Consider the following 21,215-nt stretch of genomic DNA (forward strand, 5'->3'; position numbering starts at 1 on the left):
CTCACCCCTCGCTTTCGAGAAAAGCGCGATAGGCGTCCTCGTCCATGAGCTCTTCGAGCTCGGCCGCATCGGTGACGCGCAGCTTCACCAGCCAGCCTTCGCCGAGCGGATCCTCGTTCACTTTGGCGGGCGCGGCCTCGAGCGCGGCGTTGACCTCGAGGACCTCGCCGGAAACGGGCGCATAGACTTCGCTCGCCGCCTTCACGCTCTCGATCGTCGCCAATTGCTCGCCTTTGGCGACGCGCTTGCCCGGCGCCGGCAACTCGACAAAGACGATGTCGCCGAGCTGGGCTTGGGCGAAATCGGTGATCCCGACAATGGCGGCGTCGCCTTCGACGCGCAGGAAATCATGATCCTTGGTGTAGCGCTCGCCGCTCATGGTCTGTCCTTTCCGGTGTGGCCGCGGAAATAGCGATGGGGAACGAAGGGCAGTGACGCGACTTCGACGCCGACGCGATTGTCGCGCAAGCGACTTTCCAGCGTGACGCCGGGCGTGGCGAAAGCGGATTCGACATAGCCCATGGCGATCGGCCGCGAGAGCGTCGGCGAATAGCCGCCCGAGGTGATTCGTCCGACGAGGCGGCCGTCCGGCGCCGTCAGCGTCGCGCCTTCGCGCAAAGGCGCGCGGCCCTGCGGAAGAAGGCCGACGCGCTTACGCGCCGGGCCTCGATCGAGCGCCGCGCGGACCCGCTCATAGCCTGGGAAGCCGCCCTCTTCGCGTCGCCGCCGGCCGATGGACCAGGCGAGGCCGGCTTCGACAGGGTCGGTCGTCGCATCGAGATCGTGGCCGTAGAGGCACAGGCCCGCCTCCAGGCGCAGCGAATCGCGCGCGCCGAGGCCCGCCGGCGCGACATCGGGCTGCGCGAGCAGAGCCTCGGCGAATGGCTCGGCGAGATGATTGGGAACGGAAATTTCAAAGCCATCCTCGCCCGTATAGCCGGAGCGCGACACGAAGAGGCCGGCGCCGCGAAACTCCGCCGCGCGCCAGCCCATGAAAGGCATATCCTCGAGATCGGAAAGAACCTGCCCGAGCGCGGCGGCGGCGCACGGCCCCTGCAGCGCCATCAATGCGCGGCCGGTGAGGACGCCGAGCTCGAGCTGCGGCAATTGCTCTCGCAGAAGCGCGAAATCCTGGGCCTTGGCGGCGGCGTTGACGACGACCAGCAGCCTTTCCTCGCGTCCCGGCAGACGCGTGACCATCAGATCATCGAGAACCCCGCCATCCTCGGCGAGGAACTGGCTGTATCGCGTGCGCTCCGAGGCGAGATCCCGAATATCGGCGGGAACCAGGGACTCGATCGCCGTGGCGGCGCCACGGCCGCCGAGGATCGCCTGGCCCATATGCGAGACATCAAAAAGGCTCGCTTTCGCGCGCGTGTGGAGATGCTCCGCGACGACGCCGGCCTTATAGTGAAGCGGCAGCTCGTAGCCGGCGAAAGGCGACATGCGCGCGCCGAGACGACGGTGCAATCCGTCGAGCGGCGTCATTTGCAGCGGCGTGAGCCTGCGTGGGGCGAAGTCTTCGCTCAAAAGGCGCTCCCGACAGTCGGCGTTCGGCATTGGGCGGATTTCTCCACCCGGCTCGCGCCCCCTCTGTCTGGAGACCTGAGAGATTTCCCTGCTTGCCGCAGGTTACGCCCGTCGGTGGGCGCGGGTTCGCCGCGCCGCTTTCCAGAGTGTCTCTATTCTTTGCGGTCCTTTTGCCTGAGCGTTTCCGGGGCGGTTTCGCCTTCGGCTCCGGCGTAGAACGCCGGTCTCTCCCGCCAAGATCGTGGAGACATCTCAAAAGATGAGATCGAATGGCCCGCCCGTCAAGCCTCGCCGGCGAGGAAAGCCCGCGTCGGCCGGTCGCACCCCAGGATCTTTCCGTTTTTGACGCGTTTCCGACGCCGAACCGGCGTCCACTTCGGCTGGAAACGCTCTCGTCGGGCGTTCACTCTTCGCAATCGGTCGACAGGATCACTTCGTCCGGCAGTCCCGCCACGGCGCTCTTCTCGAAATTCACGCCGACGAGACGGGCGAAGGCGCCGTCTCCCTCGAGAATGACCACGGCCTCGCTCGGCATTGCCGCGAGCGCATCGATCAGTTGCGCGACCGTCATAGGTTCCTCGCGTCTATTGCCCGACGCGCCGACGCGCGGCGCGTCGGTCGCGTTCAGCCGAATTTGAACAGCACGCCATAGCCGCCGCGCGGATAGTTCCACACGATGTCGCCCTGCGGCTCGCAGAGCACACGGCAGGTGCCGCATTCGAGGCAACCGTCCGGCGTGATCTCGACCTGGCCCGAGGCGTTCTTCTCATAGCAGCCGGCCGGGCAGATCTTGGTCATCGCCAAGAGATTCTTGGACGGCGTCGTGTGCGGTTGCACGACGATATGGGGTTTTCCTTGGTCGACGAGATAGCGGTTCTGGAACAGCTTCTCCTCGACTCGCGCAGCTTGCGTCGACATCGCAATTCCTCCTCTCAGCGCCAGGCGCGCGCCAGACGCCATGCATCTCCGAACAATCCCGTCAGCGAGCGCTTCTCACGGAAAGCGCGGACCGACGCTTTTTCCTTCTCGATCTTCGGCGTGCCGTCGACGCGTAGGAAATTCTCCATCGCCTTCGACACGAGCGTCGGATAGGTGAGGAAGAAATTCTGCGCCTGCGTATGCAGCAGCGCCGGCATGTCTTTGTATTTCTTCAGATCCTTCATGACGAAACTATCGTCGAGGTATTTCTTGTAGAGCGCCAGATTTTGTTTCGTCATGGGATCGCGGCGGGACTTCACCTGGAAGATCGCCTCGCCCGCGAGCCTGCCCGACGTCATAGCAAGATTCGAGCCTTCGCGATGTATGGCGTTGTTGAGCTGCGCCGCGTCGCCGACGACGACCCATCCGTCGCCGAAAAGCTCCGGAATTGTCTTGTAGCCGCCCTCCGGAATGAGATGCGCGGCATATTCCTTCACTTCGGACCCTTCGATCAGCGGCGCGATCGACGGATGCTTCTTGAAAACCTCGAGCATTCCGTAGGGCGTTTCGTCGTTTTCGGCGAAATCCGACACGAGACAGCCCATGCCGACAGAAATGCTCTCTTTGTTCGTGTACACGAAGCCCATGCCGGTCATCCCCTTGGAGATGGTGCCGGCCGCTTCGATGACGACGCCTTCGTCGCCATGCAGATTGAAGCGGGCCTCGATCGTCTCGCGCGGCAGGAAGTGCATTTCCTTGACGGCCAGCGCGACATGCTCGGGCTTGGGCGTCGGACGCAGGCCGGCGCGCGCGCCGAGCAGGCCGTTGACGCCCTCCGCCAACACGACGACATCGGCGAAAATCGTGCCGCCGGCGCGATCCGTGCGCACCCCGATCACCTTGCCATAGGCGTCGCTGACGAGCTCGGTGACGGTCGTCTCGCTGATGACGATCGCGCCCGCGGCCTGCACCTGCTTGTTGAACCAGCGGTCGAACTGCGAGCGGATGATCGTGTAGCGGTTCGGCTTCTCCTCGTTGAAGTCGTCCGAACGATATTGCATGCCGGTATGCGAGCGATCCGTCATCATCCAGAAGCGCTGCTCGATGAGATGCCGCTCGAGCGGCGCCTCCTCGCGGAAGTCCGGGATGATCTTCTCCAGCATGTCGGCGTAGAGAATGCCGCCCTGCACATTCTTGGAGCCCGGATATTCGCCGCGCTCGAGCTGCAGGACATTCAGACCGCGCGAGGCCATCGTATAGGCGGCAGCGTTGCCGGCCATGCCGGCCCCGATGACGATCGCGTCGAATTTTTCTTCGATCATGACAATCTCCTCGGGTTCAGCCGGCGAGCCGGTCGGCGTTCTCGGGCGAGAGCCGCTTGCGGAAGGCTTCGGTCAGCGCGGGCAAAAGGCGAATGGCGTCGGTCACGATGCCGATATGCGCGAAGTCGAAGATCGGCGCGTTCTTGTCGGTGTTGATCGCGACGATGCAATCTGCGCCTTCGACGCCGACGCGATGCTGAATCGCGCCGGAAATCCCGGCGGCGATATAGAGCTTGGGACGGATCGACTTGCCGGTCTGGCCGATCTGACGATCGGAGCTGATCCATCCCTTTTGCACCAGCGGACGCGAGCCGCCGAACTCCGCGCCGAGCGCGGAGGCGAGATTGCGCACCAGCTGATAATTCTCCGCGCTCTGCAGGCCGAGCCCGCCGGCCACGACGACATCGGCGAAGGCGAGATTGCTCTTCGACGACTCACGGTCCGGGATGAACTTCAGCAGCTTGGTGATGATCTTATCCTCGTCGAGATCGGCCTTGAACTCGACGACGCGACCAACGCGCGTCTCGTCACGCACCGGCGTCGGCAATTGGCGCGGCCGCACCGTCGCCATCTGCGGACGATAGTTCAGCGTGTAGATCGTGCAGAGCAGCGAGCCGCCGAAGGTCGGACGCGTCGCCGCCAGCGAGCCGTCGGCGTCGACCGCGAGCTCGGTGCAATCGGCGGTGAGGCCGGTGAGCAACGTCGTCGCCACCGAGCCCGCGAGATCGCGGCCGAGCGTCGTCGCGCCGAGCAGCAATATCTCCGGCTTATGCGTGTTGACGAGCTGGGTCACGGCCTTGGAGAAGGGCTCGTTGCGATAATCGCCGAGAATCGAGTCCTCGACCAGATAGGCGAGATCGGCGCCGTAAACGAAGGACTCCTTGACGGCGTTGCGCGTCGCCTCGCCCGGCGCGCCGAGCACGACGGCGGCGAGATCGACCTTGAGCTGATCGGCGAGCTTGCGGCCGGCGCCGAGGAGCTCCCAAGACACCGGATGCACTTCGCCGCGCTCGAGCTCGACGAACACCCAGACGTGCTTGTAGCCGCGGAAATGCTCCGGGAGCTCCTTCTTCGCGCTGGCGCGGCTCTGCTGCGGCGCGGCGGGGGCGGGCTTGTCGGACATTTTCGCTTCTCCTTTAGAACCCACTGGCCAATTTCGTCATGTCTTCCTCGAGCGCAGGGTGGCGCTTGAAGATCGCCTCGATCAGCACGTCGGCGGATTCGCCTGCGTTCTTTCCCGGCTCCACGAAGGCGGCGCGATCGGTCCGCACCGGCGGAGCGAACACTTTCTTCACGATCGTCGGCGACCCCTTCAGTCCGCATTTGCCGAGGTCTTCGATCTCGGCGTCCTTGGCGCTCCAGGTGATGATCTCGGCGCGCGCGGCGCGCAGCGAGTCGGAGATCGAGCCGCGCCGCACCTCATTGGTGCCTTCGAGCATGGCGATGAGACAAGGCATCTTGGTCTTCAGCACCTGCGTGCCGCCCTCGGCGCGACGCTCGATGACGACCTCGCGCTTCTCCGCGTCGGCCTCGACGATCTTGGAGACATAGGTGAGCTGCAGCAGGTTGAGACGCTTGGCGACGCCCGGACCGACCTGCGCGGTGTCGCCGTCGATCGTCTGCTTGCCGGTGAAGACGAGGTCGAGATCGCCCCATGTCTTCTGGATCTTCTGGATCGCCTGGGCGAGCGCGTAGGTCGTCGCCAGAGTGTCGGCGCCGGCGAAGAAACGATCGGTCAGCAGAATCGCGCGATCGGCGCCGATCGCCAGCGTCTTGCGCAGCGATTCCGCGGCCATGGGCGGGCCCATGGTCAAGGTCGTCACCTCGCCGCCGAACTTGTCGCGCAGCCTCAGCGCCTCCTCGAGCGAGAAGAGATCATAAGGATTGATGATCGTCGGCACGCCCTGGCGCATGATCGTGTTGGTGACCGGATGCACGCGGATCTGGGCGCTGTCGGGAACTTGCTTGATGCAGACCAGTATCTTCATGAGACTCTTCCTCTCGCCATCCCGACTAGTGGTTCTATCGTCATCCGTTCGACGTGGTGAGCGTGTTGAGGGGCACGAAGGGCTTCTTCGGCTCCTCCTTCGGCTTTACAGCGTCCTTGTGCACCTTGAAAAGCCTTTGCTCGATCGGAGTCGAGGTGGTGAAGTCCTGATAGGCCTGCGCGAGGAAATTGCGGCAGGATTCGCGCACCTCCTCGTCGGTCGCGCCCTCCGGAGCGGCCTTGTGGAGATATTCGCCCATGCGGCGCAGAATGTGCAGCCGCGAGTGCCGCACGATGGTGGGATCATACTCGACGCCGAGAATGTCGAAGAATTCCTCGGCCGCCGACAATTTGCGCAGATCTTCCAGAATGCTCATGGCTTGTTGTCTCCGAGCTGCCGCGTGGCGCCTTCGCTGACCCGCGCCTGAAGATGCACGAGCCGCGCTTCGAGAAAATCGATCCGGTCGATGAGCACGGAGATCGCGTCTCCGACCGGATCGGGAATGAGGTGATGCTCGAGATCGATGCGCCCGTCCGAACCGGAGCGGCGGCGCTGCTCGCGCACGACGCGGCCGGGAATTCCGACCACGGTCATCTCCGGCGGCACATCCTCTATCACGACGGAATTGGCGCCGATGCGCGCGCGCGGACCGACGCTGATCGGCCCGAGAATCTTCGCTCCGGCGCCGATCAGCACGCCATCGCCCACGGTCGGATGACGCCTGCCGACCGACCATGACGTGCCGCCGAGCGTGACGCCATGATACATCGTCACATCGTCGCCGATCGTCGCCGTCTCGCCGACCACCACGCCCGCGCCGTGATCGATGAAGAAGCGCTCGCCGATCGTGGCGCCGGGATGAATGTCGATATTGGTGACGAGACGCGCGAACCAGGAGAGCGCGCGCGCCGAAAATTTATGGCCGCCACGCCACAGCCGATTGGCGATGCGATGCCATATCAGCGCATGCACGCCCGGATAGAGCAACACCACTTCCCATGTGCTGCGCGCCGCAGGATCGCGCTGAGCGACGCAGCCGACGTCTTCGCGGATCAGCGCCAAGAGGCTCTTCGTGGAGGCGCCGCTCGAGGCGGCGACGATCGAAATAGGACTCACGACACGCCTCCGACATCATTTCGCGCCGCCATGGCGGCTTCCGCCTGCGCGCGATCGACGAGGACAATGAACTCGCCGCGGTTGACCGGCCGTTTCTGATCCAGAGCGCGCCGCTTGACGTGATCGAGCAGCCGCGCCGCGGTGTCGCGGTCGAGATCGACGCCGATCTCGGCGCATTTCTTCTGAATAGCGCTCAGGCCCGAATGTTTGGCGATGACGATTCGATGCCGCCGGCCGAGATGGGCGGGATCGATGCCCTGATAGGTGCGGACATCCTTCATCAGCGCCGAAACGTGAATGCCCGACTCATGGGTGAATATGTCCGAGCCGACGACCGCCTTGGCGCGTCCGATCTTCCGCCGCGCCGCCGCCGCCACCAGCCGCGCGACGCCTTGCAGCCGCTTGAGGTCGATATTCGTGCGACCATGGGCGACATGGCCGAGCGCGACCGCTACTTCTTCCAGCGCGGCGTTGCCGGCGCGCTCGCCGAGACCGAGCACCGTGACCGACGCATGCGTCGCGCCGCCGCGCACCGCCGCGAGCGTGTTGGCGGTCGCGAGGCCGACATCGTCATGGCCGTGAAACTCGATCGGAAGGTCGGTCTCCTCCCGCACGCAACGGATCGACTCATAGGTCGCGAAAGGATCGAGCGCGCCCAGCGTGTCGGCGAAGCGAAAGCGCGTCGCGCCGGCGGCCGCGGCGGCGCGAACGATCCGGCCGATATCGCGCGGATCGGCGCGCGAGGAGTCCTCCCCGCCGAGAGCGACGCCGAGCCCCTTCGATCGCGCATAGGACACGACCCGCTCGACGCGCGCGGCGGCGCCGTCGACATCCGTCGAGAGCTTCACGCCGATCTGCAGACGCGACATGGGCGAAGAAATATTCACATGCGCGACATTGGCGGCGAGCGCGGCGTCGACGTCGCTCTCGCTGAGACGACACCAGGCCATGACCCGACAAGGCAGACCATCTCCGGCAATCGCGGCGATCGCCTCGATCTCGTCGCGCCCCATCGCAGGCGTGCCGGCCTCGATCTCATCGACCCCGACCGCGGCGAGCGCGCGAGCGATCGCGAGCTTCTCCGCCGCAGTAAAGGCGACGCCCGGCGCCTGCTCGCCGTCGCGAAGCGTCGTGTCATTGATGAAGATGCGGGGTTCGTCGCGGTTCACTGTGGTCGCGCCTATCACGCAAAAACGGTCTTGGAGTCGTTGATCTTCTTTTCCGCGTCCGCCCAGAAGGGCGACATTTCGCGGAGTTTCTCCACAATGCCGGGCAGCGCCTCGATCACGCGGTCGACATCTTCGGCGACATTGTCGCGCGAGAAAGAGAAGCGCACCGCGCCATGCAGCGCGGCCTCGGGAATCTCCATCGCCTTCAACACATGGCTCGGCTCCATCGAGCCGGAGGTGCAGGCCGAGCCGGAGGAGGCGGCGACGCCGTTGCGATCGAGATGCAGCAGGATCGCTTCGCTCTCCACATACTCGAAAGCGATATTGGAGGTGTTCGGCAGCCGATCGTGGCGGTCGCCGTTGACGATGCAATTGGGCACGCGCTGCAGCACCGCCTTTTCCAGGCGATCGCGCAGCTCGCGCACGCGGCCCTGCTCATCGGCAATATGCCCGAGCGCCAGCTCCGCCGCCTTGCCGAGGCCGATGATCGCGGGGACATTCTCTGTTCCCCCGCGGCGGGCCCGCTCTTGATGGCCGCCGCGGATCAGCGGCTTGAAGCGCACGCCCTTCTTGACGTAGAGCGCGCCGATCCCCTTTGGCCCATGCAGCTTGTGGCCGGACAGCGACAGCATGTCGATCGCGCTGTCCTTGAGCGAGATCGGCGTCTTGCCCGCCGCCTGCACGGCGTCGGTGTGGAACAGCGCGCCATGTTCCTTGGCGAGCTCGGCGAGACCTTCGATCGGAAAGATCGTGCCGGTCTCATTGTTCGCCCACATCAGCGAGACGATCGCGACCTTTTCCGACAGGGCCGCGCGATAGGCCTCGATATCGAGCTGGCCGACCTTATCGACGCCGATGAAATGCACCTTGGCGCGGCCGGTCTTCTCGAGATGCTCGCAGAGCGACAGAATCGCCGGATGCTCGACCTTGGAGGTCACGATCTCACGCCGATCGGGCGCCGCCTCCAGCGCCGAGAGGATCGCGGCGTTGTCGCTCTCCGTGCCGCCCGATGTGTAGATGATCTCATGGTCATGCGCGGCGCCGAGCAATTGCTGGAGCTGCTGGCGAGCCGCCTTCACCGCGGTCCCGACCTCGGCGCCGAAGGAATGGGCCGAGGAGGCGTTGCCGAAATGCTCCGTGAAGAAGGGGAGCATCGCCTCGACGACCGCCGGATCGACCCGGGTCGTCGCATTATTGTCGAGATAAATCGCCTTCATGACGAACTCCTCAATGAGCGCTGCGTCCGACCGGAATCACGCGCACGGGAACGCCGAGCTTGGCGATGAGCCGCTCCTGAATTCCCGAAACGGTGACGCTCGCCATCTGACAGCCGACGCAGGCGCCGGTGAGGCTGACGAGCACATTGGAGCCGTCGACATCGATCAGCTCGCAGTCGCCGCCGTCCTTACGCAAATAGACGCGGAGATCTTCGATCGTCTCCTCGATCAGGCGGATCTTCTTGAGATTGGTCATGCCGGCGGAAGGCGGAGGCAATGGCGAGGCGGGCGACAGCGGCGACGCTTCCGCGGCCGGCCGCTGAGCCGGCGGACGCGCCGGCGCCGCGCTGGCCGGCCGCGTAGCGGCGCTGAACAGATTGACCGAGCCGGCGCGCGATCCCTCGCTCGCCGCGGGCGCCCGCGACGCGCGGCCCGTCTCGGCGACGGCCTCCGCCGAATGCGCGCGCCCTTCCGTTTGGCGGGCCATCGCTTGGGCGGCGGCGACTTCCGATGTCACGCGCAGCAGAATATCTTCTATTCTCTCGTAACAAGTGGTGCAGCCCGTGCCGGCTCCGGTGCAGGCCCCCACTTGCTCCACTGCGGTCAGACCATTGTCGCGTATCGCGCGCTCGATGATCGCGGCGTCGACGCCGTGACATTTGCAGACGAGCGCCGCCTCCTCATGATCGGAATTCCAATCTTCGCCGCGAAAATTCGCGATCGCCGACTGCAACGCTTCGTGAGCCATCACCGCGCAATGCATCTTCTCCGGAGGCAGACCGCCGAGAAATTCGGCGATCTCGCGGCTCGTGATCGCACGCGCTTGCGCGAGAGTCTTGTTGATGACGAGCTCCGTCAGACCGGACGCCGACGCGATCGCCGAGCCGCAGCCATAGGCCTGGAACTTGGCTTCGAGAACGATTTCCGTGACAGGATCGATATGGAGCATCAGCTTGAGGGCGTCGCCGCAGGCGAGCGCGCCGATTTCGCCGATGGCGTTGGCGCCCGCGAGAACGCCCGCGTTCTTCGGATTGAAGAAATGCTCCTTGACCTTCTCGGAATATTCCCACATCGCCGCGCTCCCGAACCCGATCAACCGAAAGACTTGCCGCAGGAACAGCTCGATTTCGCCTGGGGATTGTCGAAAGTGAAGCCGGAGCCCTCGAGTCCGCTGACGAAATCGACACGCGTGCCGTCGAGATAGGCGAGCGAGCCTTCTTCCACGAACACTTTGACGCCGTCGCGCTCGAACACATGGTCGGCGGGATTGGTCTCATTGACGAGACCCATCATATATTTGAAACCCGAACAGCCGCCGGCCTCGACCATCAGGCGAAGGCCCTCGACCTCCTGCCCGGCGCCTGCAATGGCCGAACGCACTGCGTTCAGGGCGTTGTCTGTGAGTTCGATCATTTGCTTAACCTCTTCCCGGAAAACTACCCGAGCTAGAAGAAGCAACCGCTATGCCAGACGGCGATCCTATCGTGAATCAATCGATTTGAGGGCCCGCCGGCTGTTTGCATTCCCACATTGTCGGAGTTCCGACACGGTTGGCGATTCTGCTTCGAAATACGCCCGAATCGTTCCCGAGCCGAGCCCGAGCCGGCGGATAGAAGGCCGCGAAATTGGAGGAAATCTCGAGACTGATCAGGAATTCGAGGGGTTGCCGCGGGAGAGCCGCGCCAAGGCGCTTTCACCGCTCTCGTCGCCGAAGCAATCATGGAAATCGCTGCACTCTCGACAGCTGGGCGCGGCGCAAAGCACGAAGCCTTCCATCTCGCACAAAGAGCGATAAAAAAATTTCTTCCATTTCATGTGGTTGACGTTGCGCTCGGCGAGCTTCGGAAAGCGCTCGCTCATCAGTCGCCCGAGCTCGTCACGTGTCGTCAGGCCGAGGTCCTGCCACAAATGCCGCGGCTGCATCGACCGTTTGGTCAAAATCGACGCGAGCCAGCCGGTCTCTTCCGAGGCGTCGCCGCGAGATCGTTCCAACAACTGCCGAATCTGGTCTTCCTCATCGTCGAGCGAGATCGTTTCGGTTTCATGCTCGAGATCGACTAGATCGAGCGCTTGCGGCGCCCAACGCTCGATGAGCTGCGCGAGCTCGCCTCGGTTGAGCGCCAAAGCCTGGCCGAGAGTTCCGCTTCGATATCCGGCCTCGCTCAATCCGAGCGCCAGCACACAGCAGAAGACATGCGCAACGAAAGGATCGTCGCGTCCGAAATTGCTCGGACGCGACTGCAATCGAAGGTAGATGTCCGCTGGGTCCCGGTTAGGCTGTCCGAGCCCGCTCTCCGATCGATGGTGTTCGGAGAGGAACGCCATTGGATCAGCCGACCAGCTGATCCACGGGAACATGCGTCTGGCAGTCCTTCGGACATACCTTCGAGCACGCCGTGCACCCGATGCAATCCTCGGAACGCTCGACCTTCATGATCTTGCGGTTGAGCTCGCCGTCGAAATCATCGTCGTCATCCTCGGTGACGATGCCGAGAATGGTCCCTTCGGCATCCACCCCGTAGAGCGCCATGACGTTCTGCGGACAGACCTTGAAACAGCGACCACAACCAATGCAGGTTCCCGGATTGATATCGGTCAAATAGGACGGCGTCCAATCGGAGCCGCCTCTCGTCTTGAACTCCGCCATCACGCCGCCTCCAATTCCTTTAGCTTCTGACGCGCGGCTTCGAGCGCCGAATAAGCGTCATGTGTCTCCTGCGCGATGGTGAGAATATTGCCCCAGTTGATGGGGAGCTCTTCCGAGAGATCGTGCAGGTTCATTTTCATATTCGTCGCTTTGGCGGAGAGCTTCTTGATCTCGGCCTTCAGCTCGTCGACGGAGCACATCTTCGTCTCTCCTCCGATATCAGTAACGCGCGACTTCCGGGAATTTCTCGATCATCTCGACGCCGGCGCTGACGAGCTTGGTCCCCTCATCGGAGAGCTTCTCGAGATTGTCGAAGCCGAAACGATGAACGTCGCGCAGCTGCTTATTGACGACGATGAGACGGCCCGCGATGAGAACCTGACGGCCGAAGCCCTCATGGCTCATCTTGATCATGGGCTGAACCATCACGCCGGTGGCGCGCTCGATGGAAAGAGCGACCGCATTGTAGAAGAGCTCGACGCGCCACAGGATCTCGGGATCCGGATCTCCGATCAGAGGCAGCGCCTTGCGCGCCTCCTTGTCGACGATGTAAGGCTTGATGAGATCGAGGTCCTTCTTGTTCTCCCAGGTGCCGTGCGTGTCTTGCGCGCGCCACTGCTTGATGAGTTCCTTGATGAAGACGCTGTCCGCCGCGTCATTCGCCGTAATCGTCTCGGTCTCAGCCATTTGCAGCCTCTTCCTCGAAATCGAAGGTTCTTTCCTGACCCTTCGTCATGACCTTACGCAGCCAGGGCGGCGGCGCGCCTTGCAGGACAACCTTGAGCTTTTCCAAAAGATCCGTGATGTTCTCGGGCTGAGCCACCTTCATCGGGTGAATGCCCTGGGCGACGACGCGCGCCGCGCCCGAGCCGCCGATCGCAGCGATATAGAGGATTGCGCAATCCTTGATCGCTTCCAGCTTGGGCTGCAACTTGTCCTCATTGCCGTCCTCCTGGAGATCCCCTTGGAACTGGATCGCCTCGATGAAGGTGTATCCTTCGGCCGTGAGTTCATAGATCGCGATATTCTTCGCCCATCCGAAATGGGCGTCGACCCGCTCGAGGTCCTGCGTGGCGAATGCGACTTTCATGCTGCCTCCTCGTGGTCAGGCCATCGTCGTCAACTGAACGAGCTCCGGACTGCTTTCGGCGCCGAAATGGCTGACGTTCTCGTCACTCGTCCGCCATGTGTCCGGATCGGGCTCGTGCGCCTGCGCGATGAACATATTGCCGATCGTGAAGATCAAGGTGCGCGTTCCGCGGTAGCCGACGGTCAGCTCGTGACCGGCGCCGAGCCGATCGAATGTCGGAAGGCCGAGGCGGAAAAGCGGCACTCCGAGCCGTTCCGACGCTTGCCTCCCATGCGAATGGGTCATCATCAGATCGGCGCCAGCGGAACGCGACTCGAGATCCTCGAGATCGCCGATCAGCACCTCGTCGATGTCGAGCTTTTCCAGCACGGGCGATTGCGTCGTCGTGACCGCCGCCTGCAGATGAGCGCCCATTTCGGTGAGCCATGATCCGATCGCATAGAGCAGATCGGGCTCGGCGCCGACCGTGACCTTCCTGCCGCCGAAATGAAAATGTCCGTCCAGCATAGCGTCGACGAGCTGGCCGCGCTGGCGACGGAGCTTTTGCGGAACCGGACGCCCGCTGATGCGAGACAGGAACGCCATCAGCTCATCATTGGGCGCGAGACCCGTCAGCCGATCGAACAGGACGAAGGGCACGCCCCCGCGCTTTTCGAGAGTGGTGGCCGCGAGGCGCATCTGCTCGCCGATGGCGATCGTCCAAGCGGCCGAGCCCATGGCCGCCATCCCTTCGCGAGACGTTCCACCGAGTGTCGTCGGCGTGAAATCCTCGGGAAGATGTCCGTCCAGCGACCCCGAGAGATCGGGAAGAAAAGTCGGCTCGAGACCGAAGCTCTCGATGATGTCACGGAGCTCGTCGATGTCCCCCGGCGTCAAATGGCAACCCGGCAGCACATTGACCCGTTGCGGCGCGCGCTGCGCGGGCTCGACATTCGCCGGGACGAAGACCTCGATCAGCTTGGCGACCGTCTTCTCCCAACCGTCCTGGAACGCGTCCTTGAAGTCCGGCGTCGACACATAGACGATGCCCATGTGATCGAGCTCGGGATGGCGCTTGCGGATGAGCTGAATATAGCCATCGACATCGTCGCCCTTCGTCTCGGTCACGCCGGTCGAGCAGATGCCGATGACCTCGGGTTTCGCGCGCTTGGCGATATTGACGATCGCCTCCTCGACATTCTCCAATCCGCCCAGAACCGTCGCGACCTCGCTCATCGCGGTGGTCTGCAGCGGAATAGCCTCGCGAAAATGCCGCACGAAGAGCACGAGCCCAAAAGATGTGCAGCCCTGTGACCCATGCAACAGCGGCATGCAACCCTGAACGCCCATGAAAGCGAGCGCGCCGCCGATCGGCTGGCTCATCTTCAACGGATTGACCGTGCATGCCTTTTTTGAAAATTCGACTCTAGCCATCGGAGCGCCTCACGCCGCTTTCGATGCAGGAACCGCGCCATCGGCGTTGGCTGCCTCGATCATCTGTTCCAGCGCGTCGCGACAGCCACCGCAGCCCGTGCCGGCGTGCGTCGCCTCGGCGAGCGCGTCGACTGTCGTGAGAGAGCCGGCCCTGATCGCATCCTCGATCGCCCCGACATTCACATTGTGGCACTTGCAGACGCGCTTCTCCCGCCGCACCTCTTCCGCCTTGACGGGATCGGCTGCGAGAGCGGCCGCCTCGGCCGCGATCGCCTCATTGGCGCGCTCTTCCCAGGTCTTCTCCTGCCACGGCGGCGGCCGGCGCACCTGCTCCCAAACCGGATTGTAGAGCGCCTTGTCGATCTCCTGGACGAGTTCGACCATGCCTTCGTAACCGGCATAGGCGTGATGTCGCTCCTGGTTGATGTCGAGCCAGGGCATTTTCGCCTTGAGCGCGATGAACTGCGATCGACCGCCCGAAAGCATGATGTCCGCCTGCGCGTCTTTTAGCATTTTATACATTTCACGCGGCGTCATATCGTCGATCATATGGGCGTCCTGGCCCATCAGCTCCTTGATGCGCTCCTTGTCCTCCTTGGTGGACTTCTTGACGCTCGTGCCGACGAGTTCCATGCCGGCTTCCTGCAGAGCGGCGACGACGGACCACGATTTGACGCCGCCGGTGATGAGCAGAACTTTCTTGCCCTCGAGGCGCTCCCGGTAAGGCGCAATACGCGCCCAGGCGCGCGCTTCTTCACGGGCGATCACCGCTTCGGTGCGATCCTTCAATTCGGCAGGCGCGCCTTTCTCGACCAGCAGCCGCGCGATCTCGCGCAGTGAGTCGCTCATGTCGCCGATGCCGTAGAACGATCCTTCGAAGAAGGGAATGTCGTAGCGCTCTTCCATCTTGCGCGCGACATTGATCATCGCCTTGGAGCAGACCATCATCGCCGCCTTGGCGCGATGCGATGACGCCACCTCGCTATATTTGCCGTCGCCGGAGATGCAGGAGAGAATGCGAACGCCGAGCTCGTCGAGCAGCGGCTTCACCTGCCACAATTCGCCGGCGAGGTTATATTCGCCGATGATGTTGATGTCGTAGGGGGTCGTATATTCCGGCTCCTGCGTCCCGATCACATGATCGAGGATCGCTTCGCCAGCGAGCTTGTTGCCGAGATTTTTCGGACCGACGAAGCCGGGGGAGTTCACCGGAATGACCGGCTTGTTGAATTTCTTCGCCGCGGCCTTGCAGACCGCGTCTATATCGTCGCCGATCATGGCCGGCACGCAGGTCTGATAGACGAAGATCGCGGGCGGATCGTATTTGTCGATGATTTCCTTGATCGACTTGTAGAGCCGCTTCTCGCCGCCGAACACGACATCGGTCTCGGCGATGTCGGTCGTAAATCCTGTGCGGTAGAGGCTCGAGCCCGAGGTCTTGGCGCCGCGATTGTCCCAGGAATTGCCCTCGCAAGCGATCGGGCCATGGACGAGATGGGCGACGTCGGTAATCGGCTGAAGCGCGATCTTGGCTCCGTCGAAGGCGCACCCACCCGCAGCGGCGCCTGGCGCCAATTGCTTCGTGCAGCCCTTCTTTCTCTCTTTTTCGGATTTGCCCTTGTTCTTGTCGCAACCGGGCTCGTTGAAAACGTCTTGAACTTTTGCGGCCAGCGTGCTCATCCGCGCCTCCTGCAACGGCCATCGCCTCCCACTCTGCGCACGCATTGCGCCAGCGCGGCGATCGACCCGACGGATCAGGCTCTTGTTGTTCCGCCGGGCCGAAACGCTACGCGGCCCGGCGGAAATTCGTAAACGTCAGCGAATGATGTCGAAGCTATAGTCCGACTTCGCGACGACGTTGGTGTTGCGATCGATCTCGTCGAAGACCTTGTCGAGCAGCCAAACGAGGACGTTCAGGCCACCCTGATAGCCCCACACCGGATAGCGGTGATAGTGATGGCGATCGAAGACCGGGAAGCCGATGCGGATCAGCGGCGTGCCCGTGTCGCGCTCGAGATATTTGCCGTAGGTGTTGCCGATCAGGAAGTCGACCGGCTCCGTGAACAGCAGCGAACGCATGTGCCAGAGATCCTTGCCGGGATAGGCCTTGCAGTTCTTGCCGAAGGGAGAGCTGGCGAACAGCTGGTTCATCTTCTCTTCCCAGGCCTTGCCGCCGTTGCTGGCGAGCACGGTGATCGGCTCGGCGCCGAGCTCCATCAAGAAGGCGGCCAGACCATAGCAGAGGTCCGGATCGCCATAGATGGCGAAGCGCTTGCCGTGCAGATGCGCGGAAGAGTCGGCGATCGCGTCGACGAGACGGCCGCGCTCACGGGTCAGCTCCTTGGAGATCGGCTTGCCGGTGACTTCCGAGACCTTCATCAGGAACTCGTCGGTCGCGCGAACGCCGATCGGATGATGGAAGGAGTAGGTCTCCATGCCGCTCTCGGCGATCAGCGGCAGCGTCTTCTCGGTGGAGAAATGCTGCATCGAGAAGGTCGCCTTGGCGTGGATCGCATTGGCCGCGTCCTCGAGCGTCGTGCCGCCGTCATACATGCGGAACTCGCCGTCGGTGGGCGTATCCCACACATCGCTCGGGTCGCCGAAGATCGTATATTCGACGCCCATCGAGTCGAACATGCGCTTCACTTCGCGGATGTTGCCGACGACATAGCCGTCGAAGCCGCCGATGAAGTTGATCTTGTTGTTCGGAACGCGCTCGAGCTTGGGGGCCGTGCCCGCCTTGCCGTTCCAGAAATGCTCGACCATGCCCTTCATCACATTGTCGTAGCCGGTGACATGGCTGCCGACGAAGGCGGGCGTGTGCGCGAACGGAACGTCGAACTCCTGCGGAACCGAGCCCTTCTCCTTCGACGTCTTGATGAAGGCGTTGAGGTCGTCGCCGATGACTTCCGCCATGCAGGTCGTGGAGACGGAGATCATCTTCGGCTTATACATGTTGTAGGTGTTGGCGAGGCCGTCGATCATATTGTTGAGGCCGCCGAACACCGCCGCGTCTTCGGTCATGGAGGAGGAGACGCAGGACGTCGGCTCCTTGAAGTGACGCGAGAAGTGCGAGCGATAATAAGCCACGCAACCCTGCGAGCCGTGCACGAAGGGAATCGTCTGCTCGAAGCCGAGCGAGGCGAACACCGCGCCGAGCGGCTGACAGGCCTTCGCCGGATTGACGGTCAGAGCTTCGCGAGCGAAGTTCTTCTCCTGATATTCCTTGGTCTTGGCCCACTCGCGGACGCGTTCCACCTCGGCGTCGGGGGCGTGATTCTCGAACTCTCTTTTCTTCTTCTCGAACATCTCGATGTATTCCGGCTGGCGGAATAGGTTGAAATGGTCGAGGACGTTATCTGCATTCTGTGGCATCTCGGTTCCCCTCGTTGTCCGCGCGCGTCCGCTCTCTCGAGATTCGGGCGAAGATCACCAGCCTCTCGAATGCGAACGGGGGCGAGCCCCGTTCGCGAAGAGAGCTTTTGCAACTCAGTCGATCAAGCCGCCCACGGCGCCTTGGCGAATTTCCAGACCGGCGAATTGATCGCCATGTCCATGTCGCGAGCGAAGATCGCGAAGCCGTCATAGCCGTGATACGGGCCCGAATAGTCCCAGCTGTGCATCTGACGGAAGGGCACGCCCATCTTCTGGAAGACGTACTTCTCCTTGATGCCCGAACCGACGAGGTCTGGCTGGATCTTCTCGACGAACTTCTCGAACTCGAAGCCGGTCACGTCGTCATAGATCAGCGTGCCGTCCTTCACATAGTGAGTCGTGCGCTGATAGTCGTCGTTGTGACCGAACTCATAGCCCGTGCCGACGATCTCCATGCCGAGATCCTCGTAGGCGCCGATCACGTGACGCGGACGCAGACCGCCCACGAACAGCATGACCTTCTTGCCCTCGAGACGCGGACGGTACTTGGCGATCACCGCGTCCATCAGCGGACTATACTTGGCGATGACGCGCTCGGCGCCTTCCTTGATCTTGTCGTCGAAATGGCTGGCGATCTTGCGCAGCGATTCCTCGATCTTGGACGGACCGAAGAAGTTGTACTCGACCCACGGAATCCCGTACTTCTCTTCCATGTGACGGGAGATGTAGTTCATCGAGCGATAGCAGTGCAGGACGTTCAGCTTGGCGCGAGGCGTCGCCTCGAGCTCGGCGATCGTGCCGTCGCCGGACCACTGCGCAACGACGCGAAGACCCATTTCCTCGAGCAGAATGCGCGAAGACCAGGCGTCGCCGCCGATGTTGTAGTCGCCGATGATCGCCACGTCATAGGGGGTCGGCTCGAAGAGAGCGGGCTTGCCCTCCATCTTGTCGAACACCCAGTCGCGGATCGCGTCATTGGCCAGATGGTGGCCGAGCGACTGCGACACGCCGCGGAAGCCTTCGCAGCGCACCGGAACGATCGTGTGGCCGTTGTACTCCTTGGTCTTGGCCTTGGAGACAGCCTCGATGTCATCGCCGATGAGGCCGATCGGGCACTCGGACTGGACGGAGATGCCCTTGTTCAGCGGGAACAGCTCCTGGATCTCGTCGATCAGCTTGGCGAGCTTCTTGTCGCCGCCGAAGACGATGTCCTTCTCCTGGAAGTCCGAGGTGAACTGCATCGTGCCGAAGGTGTCGATGCCCGTCGTGCCGATGTAGTAGTTGCGGCGCGACGCCCAGGAATACTGACCGCAGCCCACCGGGCCGTGGCTGATGTGGATCATGTCCTTGATCGGGCCCCACACGACGCCCTTCGAACCGGCGTAAGCGCAGCCACGGATCGTCATCACGCCGGGGATCGACTTGATGTTGGACTTCACGCCGCAATCCGGCTTGCCATCCTCGAAGGTGTTGAGGTGCTTCGCGCGGCGCTTGGCGGTCTTTTCAGGATAAACTTCGAGGACCTCTTTGATCAGCGCCTTATTGCGCGCCTTGATGTCCTCGATGGATTCGGGTTGAGCCAGGCTCATGACGCCATCCCTTTCTGATTAGTCCTTGCCTGAAAGATCGGCCCGGCCCCGTGCGAGGCCGGGCCGCATGCTTTCAAACGGTTTACGCGATCGCGGCGAGATCGGCCGCGGTCTTGCCGACCTGCGACTCGTCGACCGCCTTCATGATGCCATGCTCCATGAGCAGGTCTTCGAGCTCGTCCATGGTGATCGGGGTCGGGATGATTCCGTTGCCCTTGTTCGCATGGACCTTATTGGCCAGGTTGCGGTAATGGCCGGCCTGCGCGGAGTCGGGAGCGTACTCGACGACCGTCATGCGGCGCAGCTCGGCGTGCTGAACGATATTGTCGCGCGGCACGAAGTAGATGAGCTGGGTGCCGAGCTTCTTGGCGAGGGATTCCGCCAGCTCGTACTCCTTGTCGGTCTGGCGCTCGTTGCAGACCAGCCCGCCCAGGCGCACGCCGCCGGAGTTGGCATACTTCAGAATGCCCTTGGAGATGTTGTTGGCCGCATACATGGCCATCATCTCGCCGGACATGACGATGTAGATTTCCTGGGCCTTGTTCTCGCGGATCGGCATGGCGAAGCCGCCGCAAACCACGTCGCCGAGCACGTCGTAGGAGACGTAGTCGACGCCGTCATAAGCGCCCTGCTCCTCGAGGAAGTTGATCGAGGTGATGACGCCGCGGCCGGCGCAGCCGACGCCCGGCTCCGGACCGCCGGACTCGACGCAACGGATATCCTCGAAGCCGATCTTCATCACGTCCTCGATCTCGAGGTCCTCGACCGAGCCGGCCTCGGCCGCGAGCGACAGGATGGTGTCCTGCGCCTTGGCGTGGAGGATCAAGCGCGTCGAGTCGGCCTTGGGGTCGCAGCCGACGATCAGGATCTTCTTGCCGGTCTGCGCGAGAGCCGCGAGAGTGTTCTGGGAGGTCGTGGACTTGCCAATACCGCCCTTGCCGTAGAACGCGATCTGTCGAAGTTCTGACATTTCTGTCTCCTTAAGATACCGTGTCATTGCGATCGGCGCGCACGGCGCGCAGGCCGAAGTCGTCTTGTCCGACCGAGCCCGGCGCCGGTTGCGGGATCGCCCCCTTGGTGTTCGGGGCCGCCCAATCCGCAGCCACTCGCCTTGCGGGCCCTGTCTCGCAAGCGGCGTGCCAGCCTGACGACAACCAAGCAAGACTTATGATTTCAAGATGTTATCCATGCGACGGCAACGGTTGGCGGCAGGTGTGTCAAAGCCGACAGTCGTGCGCGGAATCGGACGAAGGGCTTTTTGGCGGCCTTTGTTTTGGAGCGATTGTAAGTTTTGCACGCTCGCTCGCGGCGCCGGCTTCCCTTCGACGGCATAGCGATTGCTTTCAAAGAGTGCAGGTAAACCTTGGAGCAGACGAGATGCAAATCGGCGTCGAAACGTCCCGTGCGGTCGAAAACAAGCGAATTTTCGTCGTCGACGACGACGAGATCATTCGGGCGGCGCTTCAGTTCATGCTGCACGACGAATATGAGACTCACGAGGTGACGAGCCTCGACGCGGCTTTCGAGAAAGCCGCAGCGCAAAAGCCCGATCTCCTCATCTTGTCGGAAAACGTCGTGAAGACCGCCGGAACTGCTGTTTTGGCGGAAATCCCCAAGCGGATCGGCGGCGTGAAAGTTCTCGTGATCGTCGATTCGCTCGAAAGCGGATTTGGCAAAGAATGCCAGTCCGCCGGCGCGCATGGCTATATCGTGAAGCCGCTGACCGTCGAATTCGTGCGACAAAAAGTCGATGTTCTGCTCGGTCGCCGGCAGGGCGTCGCCATCCCGTTGAACGTTCTCTGAAGACGGCAAAATTCAATTACAGAAACAGAGCCGGAGCA

Annotated in this window: 24 protein-coding genes and 1 riboswitch; of the genes, 1 reads left to right on the forward strand and 23 read right to left on the reverse strand. The window is 62.8% G+C overall.

Annotation, left to right across the window (positions count from 1 at the left end; translation table 11 throughout):
• Position 1: 1 nt before the first annotated feature.
• The 23 genes from gcvH to nifH all read right to left on the reverse strand — a co-directional run bounded on the left by gcvH (position 2) and on the right by nifH (position 20,344).
• A complete protein-coding gene (gene gcvH, locus Mspo_RS01610; protein WP_159726195.1) occupies positions 2-379 on the reverse strand; it encodes a glycine cleavage system protein GcvH in 378 nt (125 codons plus the stop codon).
• Entirely contained in the window at positions 376-1,530 is a 1,155-nt protein-coding gene (gcvT, locus tag Mspo_RS01615; protein WP_244613042.1) for a glycine cleavage system aminomethyltransferase GcvT, read from the reverse strand. Before gcvT ends, gcvH begins: the two co-directional genes overlap by 4 nt.
• Before the next feature lie 152 nt (positions 1,531-1,682).
• Positions 1,683-1,773: riboswitch (glycine riboswitch) on the reverse strand.
• A 160-nt stretch (positions 1,774-1,933) separates the two neighbouring features.
• The gene (locus tag Mspo_RS19560) at positions 1,934-2,101 is read right to left on the reverse strand and encodes a hypothetical protein (RefSeq protein WP_201281603.1); all 168 of its coding nucleotides are present in this window, start codon (positions 2,099-2,101) and stop codon (positions 1,934-1,936) included.
• Between the two features lie 53 nt (positions 2,102-2,154).
• Positions 2,155-2,448, reverse strand: coding sequence for a ferredoxin family protein (locus tag Mspo_RS01620; protein ID WP_159726197.1), 294 nt, complete (start codon positions 2,446-2,448; stop codon positions 2,155-2,157).
• Positions 2,449-2,462: 14 nt separating this feature from the next.
• Entirely contained in the window at positions 2,463-3,770 is a 1,308-nt protein-coding gene (locus Mspo_RS01625; RefSeq protein WP_159726198.1) for an FAD-dependent oxidoreductase, read from the reverse strand.
• 16 nt (positions 3,771-3,786) lie between these two features.
• A complete protein-coding gene (locus Mspo_RS01630) occupies positions 3,787-4,893 on the reverse strand; it encodes an electron transfer flavoprotein subunit alpha/FixB family protein (protein ID WP_159726199.1) in 1,107 nt (368 codons plus the stop codon).
• Positions 4,894-4,906: 13 nt separating this feature from the next.
• Positions 4,907-5,758, reverse strand: coding sequence for an electron transfer flavoprotein subunit beta/FixA family protein (locus Mspo_RS01635; protein ID WP_159726200.1), 852 nt, complete (start codon positions 5,756-5,758; stop codon positions 4,907-4,909).
• A 40-nt stretch (positions 5,759-5,798) separates the two neighbouring features.
• Positions 5,799-6,134 carry a nitrogenase stabilizing/protective protein NifW gene (nifW, locus tag Mspo_RS01640; protein ID WP_159726201.1) on the reverse strand — a complete coding sequence of 112 codons (336 nt, stop codon included), beginning with the start codon at positions 6,132-6,134 and terminating at the stop codon, positions 5,799-5,801.
• A complete protein-coding gene (gene cysE / locus Mspo_RS01645; RefSeq protein WP_159726202.1) occupies positions 6,131-6,874 on the reverse strand; it encodes a serine O-acetyltransferase in 744 nt (247 codons plus the stop codon). The genes nifW and cysE overlap by 4 nt, the downstream gene beginning before the upstream one ends.
• Entirely contained in the window at positions 6,871-8,043 is a 1,173-nt protein-coding gene (gene nifV, locus Mspo_RS01650; RefSeq protein ID WP_159726203.1) for a homocitrate synthase, read from the reverse strand. The genes cysE and nifV overlap by 4 nt, the downstream gene beginning before the upstream one ends.
• A 14-nt stretch (positions 8,044-8,057) precedes the next feature.
• A complete protein-coding gene (gene nifS, locus Mspo_RS01655) occupies positions 8,058-9,260 on the reverse strand; it encodes a cysteine desulfurase NifS (RefSeq protein ID WP_159726204.1) in 1,203 nt (400 codons plus the stop codon).
• 10 nt (positions 9,261-9,270) lie between these two features.
• A complete protein-coding gene (nifU, locus tag Mspo_RS01660; RefSeq protein WP_159726205.1) occupies positions 9,271-10,332 on the reverse strand; it encodes a Fe-S cluster assembly protein NifU in 1,062 nt (353 codons plus the stop codon).
• Positions 10,333-10,352: 20 nt separating this feature from the next.
• Positions 10,353-10,673: an iron-sulfur cluster assembly accessory protein gene (locus tag Mspo_RS01665; RefSeq protein WP_159726206.1), complete on the reverse strand. Its 321-nt coding sequence runs from the start codon at positions 10,671-10,673 to the stop codon at positions 10,353-10,355.
• A 234-nt stretch (positions 10,674-10,907) separates the two neighbouring features.
• Positions 10,908-11,504 carry a nitrogen fixation protein NifQ gene (locus Mspo_RS01670; RefSeq protein WP_244613044.1) on the reverse strand — a complete coding sequence of 199 codons (597 nt, stop codon included), beginning with the start codon at positions 11,502-11,504 and terminating at the stop codon, positions 10,908-10,910.
• 85 nt (positions 11,505-11,589) lie between these two features.
• Positions 11,590-11,907 (reverse strand): ferredoxin III, nif-specific, encoded by a 318-nt coding sequence (fdxB, locus tag Mspo_RS01675; RefSeq protein ID WP_159726208.1) that lies wholly within the window; start codon positions 11,905-11,907, stop codon positions 11,590-11,592.
• The gene (locus tag Mspo_RS01680) at positions 11,907-12,107 is read right to left on the reverse strand and encodes a CCE_0567 family metalloprotein (RefSeq protein WP_159726209.1); all 201 of its coding nucleotides are present in this window, start codon (positions 12,105-12,107) and stop codon (positions 11,907-11,909) included. The genes fdxB and Mspo_RS01680 overlap by 1 nt, the downstream gene beginning before the upstream one ends.
• A gap of 19 nt (positions 12,108-12,126) precedes the next feature.
• Positions 12,127-12,594, reverse strand: coding sequence for a NifX-associated nitrogen fixation protein (locus tag Mspo_RS01685; RefSeq protein WP_159726210.1), 468 nt, complete (start codon positions 12,592-12,594; stop codon positions 12,127-12,129).
• Positions 12,587-12,997 (reverse strand): nitrogen fixation protein NifX, encoded by a 411-nt coding sequence (nifX, locus tag Mspo_RS01690; RefSeq protein WP_159726211.1) that lies wholly within the window; start codon positions 12,995-12,997, stop codon positions 12,587-12,589. The genes Mspo_RS01685 and nifX overlap by 8 nt, the downstream gene beginning before the upstream one ends.
• Before the next feature lie 15 nt (positions 12,998-13,012).
• Entirely contained in the window at positions 13,013-14,410 is a 1,398-nt protein-coding gene (nifN, locus tag Mspo_RS01695) for a nitrogenase iron-molybdenum cofactor biosynthesis protein NifN (RefSeq protein ID WP_159726212.1), read from the reverse strand.
• 9 nt (positions 14,411-14,419) lie between these two features.
• Positions 14,420-16,090 carry a nitrogenase iron-molybdenum cofactor biosynthesis protein NifE gene (gene nifE / locus Mspo_RS01700; RefSeq protein WP_159726213.1) on the reverse strand — a complete coding sequence of 557 codons (1,671 nt, stop codon included), beginning with the start codon at positions 16,088-16,090 and terminating at the stop codon, positions 14,420-14,422.
• A gap of 135 nt (positions 16,091-16,225) precedes the next feature.
• Positions 16,226-17,785: a nitrogenase molybdenum-iron protein subunit beta gene (gene nifK, locus Mspo_RS01705; RefSeq protein ID WP_159726214.1), complete on the reverse strand. Its 1,560-nt coding sequence runs from the start codon at positions 17,783-17,785 to the stop codon at positions 16,226-16,228.
• A gap of 122 nt (positions 17,786-17,907) precedes the next feature.
• A complete protein-coding gene (gene nifD, locus Mspo_RS01710) occupies positions 17,908-19,374 on the reverse strand; it encodes a nitrogenase molybdenum-iron protein alpha chain (RefSeq protein ID WP_159726215.1) in 1,467 nt (488 codons plus the stop codon).
• 82 nt (positions 19,375-19,456) lie between these two features.
• A complete protein-coding gene (gene nifH / locus Mspo_RS01715; RefSeq protein WP_159726216.1) occupies positions 19,457-20,344 on the reverse strand; it encodes a nitrogenase iron protein in 888 nt (295 codons plus the stop codon).
• Positions 20,345-20,364: 20 nt separating this feature from the next.
• On the opposite strand from nifH, the gene Mspo_RS19770 reads away from it, so the two are divergent.
• Entirely contained in the window at positions 20,365-21,177 is an 813-nt protein-coding gene (locus Mspo_RS19770) for a response regulator (protein WP_244613045.1), read from the forward strand.
• The last annotated feature ends 38 nt before the right edge of the window (positions 21,178-21,215 follow it).

It is taken from the genome of Methylosinus sp. Ce-a6, from assembly GCF_009811655.1.
In the GTDB taxonomy this organism is placed as follows: domain Bacteria; phylum Pseudomonadota; class Alphaproteobacteria; order Rhizobiales; family Beijerinckiaceae; genus Methylosinus.